Here is a 4995-nt window from a genome sequence, read left to right on the forward strand (position 1 = left end):
CCACAGGTGCGGATCCAGGTTTAGCGAAAAAGTCAGGTCGCATCCGCATGGCTGACCATGCCCTTGATAACCACCGCCGTGGTCGCCAATGCCGCTGGAATCACCAGCGCGGTCAGGACCTGTTCGAAGTTCCAGCCCAACCCCAACAACGTCGCGCCCATCCACGCGCCAAGAATCGCGCCGAACCGGCCGATGCCCAGCATCCACGACACCCCGGTGGCCCGGCCCTGGGTTGGGTAGAAGCGCGCCGCCAGGGACGGCATCGCCGATTGCGCGCCGTTGACGCACATGCCGGCCACCAGCACCAGGGTGGCGAGCAAGGTAATGTTGCCCAGGCTCTGCCCCACTGCGTAGGCAAACACCCCGGCCATCAGGTAGAAAATACCGATGACCTTGTGCGGATTGAAGCGGTCCATCGCCCAACCCACCCCGACGGCACTCAATACGCCGCCAAACTGAAACAGCGCGCCGATGAGCGCCGCCTGCTCCATGCTCGCGCCGCTGTCGCGCATCAGCGTCGGCAGCCAACTGGTCAGCAGATAGACGATCACCAGCCCCATGAAATACGTCAGCCACAACAACAAGGTGCCGGCGCTGTAGGTACTGGAAAAGATCACCGCCAGCACGTTGCGCGCTTTTACGGTGTTTTGTTCGGGCACGCTGAAGCTGGCCGCCTGGGCGATGGTCGGCGGGTCGATCGGCGCCAGGGTCTTGCGCACCTTGTCGGTGCCACGGTTACGCACCACCAGGTAACGCGCCGACTCCGGAAGCCAGAACACCAGCACCACTGCCAGAATCAATGGCAGCACCCCACCGATCAGCAGCAAGCTATGCCAGCCGAACGCCGGGATCAACTTGGCGGAAATGAAACCGCCGCCGGCCATACCCAGGTTGAAGCCGCAGAACATGCTGGTGACCAACAAGGACTTCTTGCGTTCCGGGGTGTACTCCGACAGCAAGGTCGTGGCGTTCGGCATCCCGGCCCCCAGTCCCAGACCGGTCAGGAAACGCAGCACCAGCAGCTGGTCGACGTTGGTACAGAAGGCTGACGCCAGGCTGAAAGCGCCAAACAACACGACCGCCCCCACCAATACGATTTTCCGTCCGAAACGGTCGGCCAATGGACCGGAACCCAGCGCGCCGAACACCATGCCGATCAGCGCTGCGCTCATCACCGGGCCAAGGCTGGCTCGATTGATGCCCCAATCCTGGGAAAGCGCCGGGGCGATGAATCCCATGGCCGCGGTGTCGAGGCCATCGAGGAAAACGATCAGGAAACAGAGAATGACCACTCGCCATTGGTAACGAGAAATGGGCTGGGCATTGATGAAGGACTGCACATCGAGGCAGGTGCCTACGGAGGTCTGGGGCTGGTTCATTTTATTTTTATTCCACGCAAGAAACGCCAGATGACGCTGCGCGACATTAATGAGCCCGGGCAAATACCGTCAATTCACCGAAGCGGAGTGTGTGCGTTTATCGAACAGCTTAAGTAAACAGTTGCGCGCTCAGGTCCCGGCTGGCCCCGAGCAGGCCAGGCAAAAAGCGCTGTTCCAGCTCGTTGCGGCTGACCCGTCCGGCATGGGTGCTGACGTTCAAGGCTGCCACCACCTGGCCCGAAGCATCGTATACCGGCACGGCAATCGAGCGCAGGCCCTGTTCCAGTTCCTGATCGACAATGCACCAACCCTGCTGCCGGACCTGTTGCAGGCATTCGAGCAACGCCTCGGGCGTGTGCAGGGTGCGACTGGTCTTGGCCTGCAGGTCGGCATGCTCGAGATAATCGCGCAGCGACGCGTCATCCAGTGCCGCCAGCAGGATCCGGCCCATCGACGTGCAATAGGCAGGCAGGCGGCCACCGACGGACAGGTCCACCGAAATCAGCCTCTGAGTCGTGGCCGACCGGGCGATGTAAAGGATGTCATCGCCTTCGAGCGTCGCCATGTTGCAGGCCTCGTGCAGCTGTTCGCTCATGCGGTCCAGGTACGGTTGTGCAGAAACTGCCAGCGGTGTCGATGACAGATAGGCATGGCCCAGGGTCAGCACTTTAGGCAGCAGCGAATAGGTACGCCCGTCGGTGGTGGCATAACCAAGCTTGATCAGGGTGTGCAAGCAGCGCCTCACGGCTGCGCGGGGAATCTCGGTGCGGTGGCTGATCTGGGCGATGGTCAGATGCCGCTTGCGCTCTTGGAATGCCTGGACCACAGCCAGTCCACGGGCCAACGACGTCATGAAGTCGGGGTCACCGGTCAGGGCCTGGATCCGCTTGGCCGGCGAAGCGACGATCGGCGGCGCTACGGAAGTGAAGGCGTTGCGCAATTGGTCGTTCATCTCTGGTTCTCCCGGAATGACGGCTATTACAAGCGGCTGCTCGATGGACAGACAAGTGTCGGCCCATCAACACCGTGCGATTATCGAACCGGCGATCGATAATCGCAATCAGCAGGCGCGCGCTATTCTTGCTGGAGTTTGCGACTTTTCGGCAAGCAGCCTGGACGACCGACTTGAGCAGCGACAAAGAATACTGAACTTGTCATATGAAAATGACGTCAGCATATCGACACTTGTGATACGTGGCGCACAACTAGCAACAGCTATGAAATATTGATTCACATCGGTAATCCGGTACTTTAACTTGGCTAGTGTTATTGTGGCGGACCGTTATAATGCGCCAGTTGGCGGATCGACCAATCGATCGACTCCGCTCGCAGGCACTATGTGGTGTCGGCAGTCGGTGCACGAAGCACCCATGGCCGCGTCTCCCGTATCGGCAATATGCGAAACCCTGATGCTACGTCAGCTATCAGCTCTGGTGCCGTGGCCGTCTGCATCGTCTACATGCAGTGCGTATCACCAGATCAATTTCAAATTCATTAGGTAATCATGTGACGAAAGACGAACTGCGCGCGGAACTTGAGCGCCAGGAACAACGTTACAAGGAAGTTTACGGCGGGGAAATCACCACCTACGCCGCGCAACCTGAACCAGAACGCAAACCCTGGCGCAAACGCGCCACTGTTCAGGACCAGGCGTTCAGCCAGGAACTGCAAAAGATGGAAAAAGAACTCAAGGCCGAGGAAGAATGATTCACCAAGCCTGATGTTTTGTAGCGTGTCCGGTCACACCCAGGCCGGACACTGGCAGCGAGGGCCCGCCAAAAGCGGGCTGTCATTCTCTCCGCCATCGGTCGGCGAGCATTCATCATCGATTTTCTTTTCCGATATTTCATACGACCGTTCCGAGCCCCTTTGCGCCCTGCGCAGGACCTTGTTTGCTGGGCTTTCCATACGGAATCAAAGGGTTGCGCGCGCCAATCAAAAGCCGGGGCCGCGCCGCTTCCTGCCGATTATTTCGTTGAAGAATGTTACCGATGAGCAGGCGATGCATCGATTAACGTGGTTTTCTGGCATAATCGCGCCCCCTTATGACCGGGTCAGAAAACCTTCATGATCGATTTATTCAGCGGACTGGATGCTTGGGTGCTTGTGAGCCTCTTGCTCGCCCTGGCTTTTGTCCTCGCCTTCGAGTTCATCAACGGCTTTCATGACACCGCTAACGCGGTTGCCACTGTTATCTACACCAAAGCCATGCCGCCCCACCTGGCGGTGTTCTTTTCCGGTGTGTTCAATTTCCTCGGCGTACTGCTGGGTGGCGTGGGGGTGGCGTATGCCATCGTTCACCTATTGCCCGTGGAGCTGCTGATCAATGTGAACACCGGACACGGCTTGGCCATGGTGTTCTCGCTGCTCGCGGCGGCCATCACCTGGAACCTCGGCACGTGGTACTTCGGTATCCCGGCGTCCAGTTCCCATACGTTGATCGGCTCGATCCTCGGCGTGGGTCTGGCCAATGCGCTGATCAACGATATTCCGTTGGCCGACGGGGTGAACTGGCAGAAAGCGATCGATATCGGCGCCTCGCTGGTGTTCTCGCCCATGGCCGGTTTCCTGATCGCGGCCCTGGTGTTGCTCAGCCTGAAATGGTGGCGGCCGCTGTCGAAGATGCACAAGACGCCGGAACAGCGCCGCAAGATCGACGACAAGAAGCACCCGCCGTTCTGGAATCGCCTGGTACTGGTGATTTCCGCCATGGCCGTCAGCTTCGTCCACGGCTCCAACGATGGCCAGAAAGGCATCGGCCTGATCATGCTGGTATTGATCGGTATCGTGCCTGCGCAATTCGTCCTCGACTTGAACAGCACCACCTACCAGATCGAGCGCACTCGCGACGCGACGCTGCACCTGAGCCAGTTCTACAAGCGCAACAACGAGTCGCTGGGTGAATTCCTGGCCTTGGGCAAGAGCGTCGAAGGCGACCTGCCGGAGAAATTCCGCTGCAACCCGCAGCAGACCGAACCGACCATCAATGCGCTGCTCGACACCCTTAAAGGCGTGGCGGATTACCATTCGCTGCCGTCGGAAAGCCGCATCGAAGTGCGCCGCTACCTGCTTTGCCTGGACGACACGGCGAAAAAAGTCGGCAAGTTGCCCGGCCTGGCAGCCCGTGAGAAAGACGACCTGAACAAGCTGCGCAAGGACCTGACCGCGACCACCGAATACGCTCCGTTCTGGGTCATCCTGGCGGTTGCCCTGGCACTTGGCCTGGGCACCATGGTCGGCTGGAAGCGCGTGGTTCTGACCATCGGCGAGAAGATCGGCAAGCAAGGCATGACCTACGCCCAAGGCATGTCGGCGCAGATCACCACGGCCTGCATGATCGGCGCGGCAAATATCTTCAGCCTGCCGGTTTCCACCACCCACGTGCTGTCTTCCGGCGTGGCGGGCACGATGGTGGCCAACAAGAGCGGCCTGCAGGGCGGCACGGTCCAGACCATCCTGCTGGCCTGGGTGCTGACCCTGCCAGCGACGGTGGGCCTGTCGGCGGCACTGTTCTGGCTGGCGTCGAAGGCTATCGGCAGCTGAGTTTCAGCGGCTCGTGAAAAAGGTGCGTTCCTTGCGGTTCGCACCTTTTTTATTTCCACCTGAATTCCTGTGT

General features: G+C 59.6%; 5 protein-coding genes. 3 read left to right on the top strand and 2 right to left on the bottom strand.

What is annotated here, in order from left to right; genetic code table 11:
• Window positions 1–32: 32 nt before the first annotated feature.
• Window positions 33–1379 carry a 4-hydroxybenzoate transporter PcaK gene (pcaK, locus tag ACE04F_RS24825; RefSeq protein WP_486110337.1) on the bottom strand — a complete coding sequence of 449 codons (1347 nt, stop codon included), beginning with the start codon at window positions 1377–1379 and terminating at the stop codon, window positions 33–35.
• A 109-nt stretch (window positions 1380–1488) separates the two neighbouring features.
• The gene (pcaR, locus tag ACE04F_RS24830) at window positions 1489–2331 is read right to left on the bottom strand and encodes a pca regulon transcriptional regulator PcaR (protein WP_305496280.1); all 843 of its coding nucleotides are present in this window, start codon (window positions 2329–2331) and stop codon (window positions 1489–1491) included.
• 16 nt (window positions 2332–2347) lie between these two features.
• Between pcaR and ACE04F_RS24835 the strand changes: the two genes are divergently transcribed.
• The 3 genes from ACE04F_RS24835 to ACE04F_RS24845 all read left to right on the top strand — a co-directional run bounded on the left by ACE04F_RS24835 (window position 2348) and on the right by ACE04F_RS24845 (window position 4922).
• Window positions 2348–2608, top strand: a complete 261-nt coding sequence (locus ACE04F_RS24835; protein ID WP_486110338.1) for a hypothetical protein — start codon at window positions 2348–2350, stop codon at window positions 2606–2608.
• A 277-nt stretch (window positions 2609–2885) separates the two neighbouring features.
• Window positions 2886–3086 (top strand): hypothetical protein, encoded by a 201-nt coding sequence (locus ACE04F_RS24840; RefSeq protein WP_305496281.1) that lies wholly within the window; start codon window positions 2886–2888, stop codon window positions 3084–3086.
• A gap of 360 nt (window positions 3087–3446) precedes the next feature.
• A complete protein-coding gene (locus tag ACE04F_RS24845) occupies window positions 3447–4922 on the top strand; it encodes an inorganic phosphate transporter (RefSeq protein WP_305496282.1) in 1476 nt (491 codons plus the stop codon).
• Window positions 4923–4995 lie beyond the last annotated feature (73 nt).

The sequence above is a fragment of the Pseudomonas sp. AGC41 genome, from assembly GCF_057334555.1.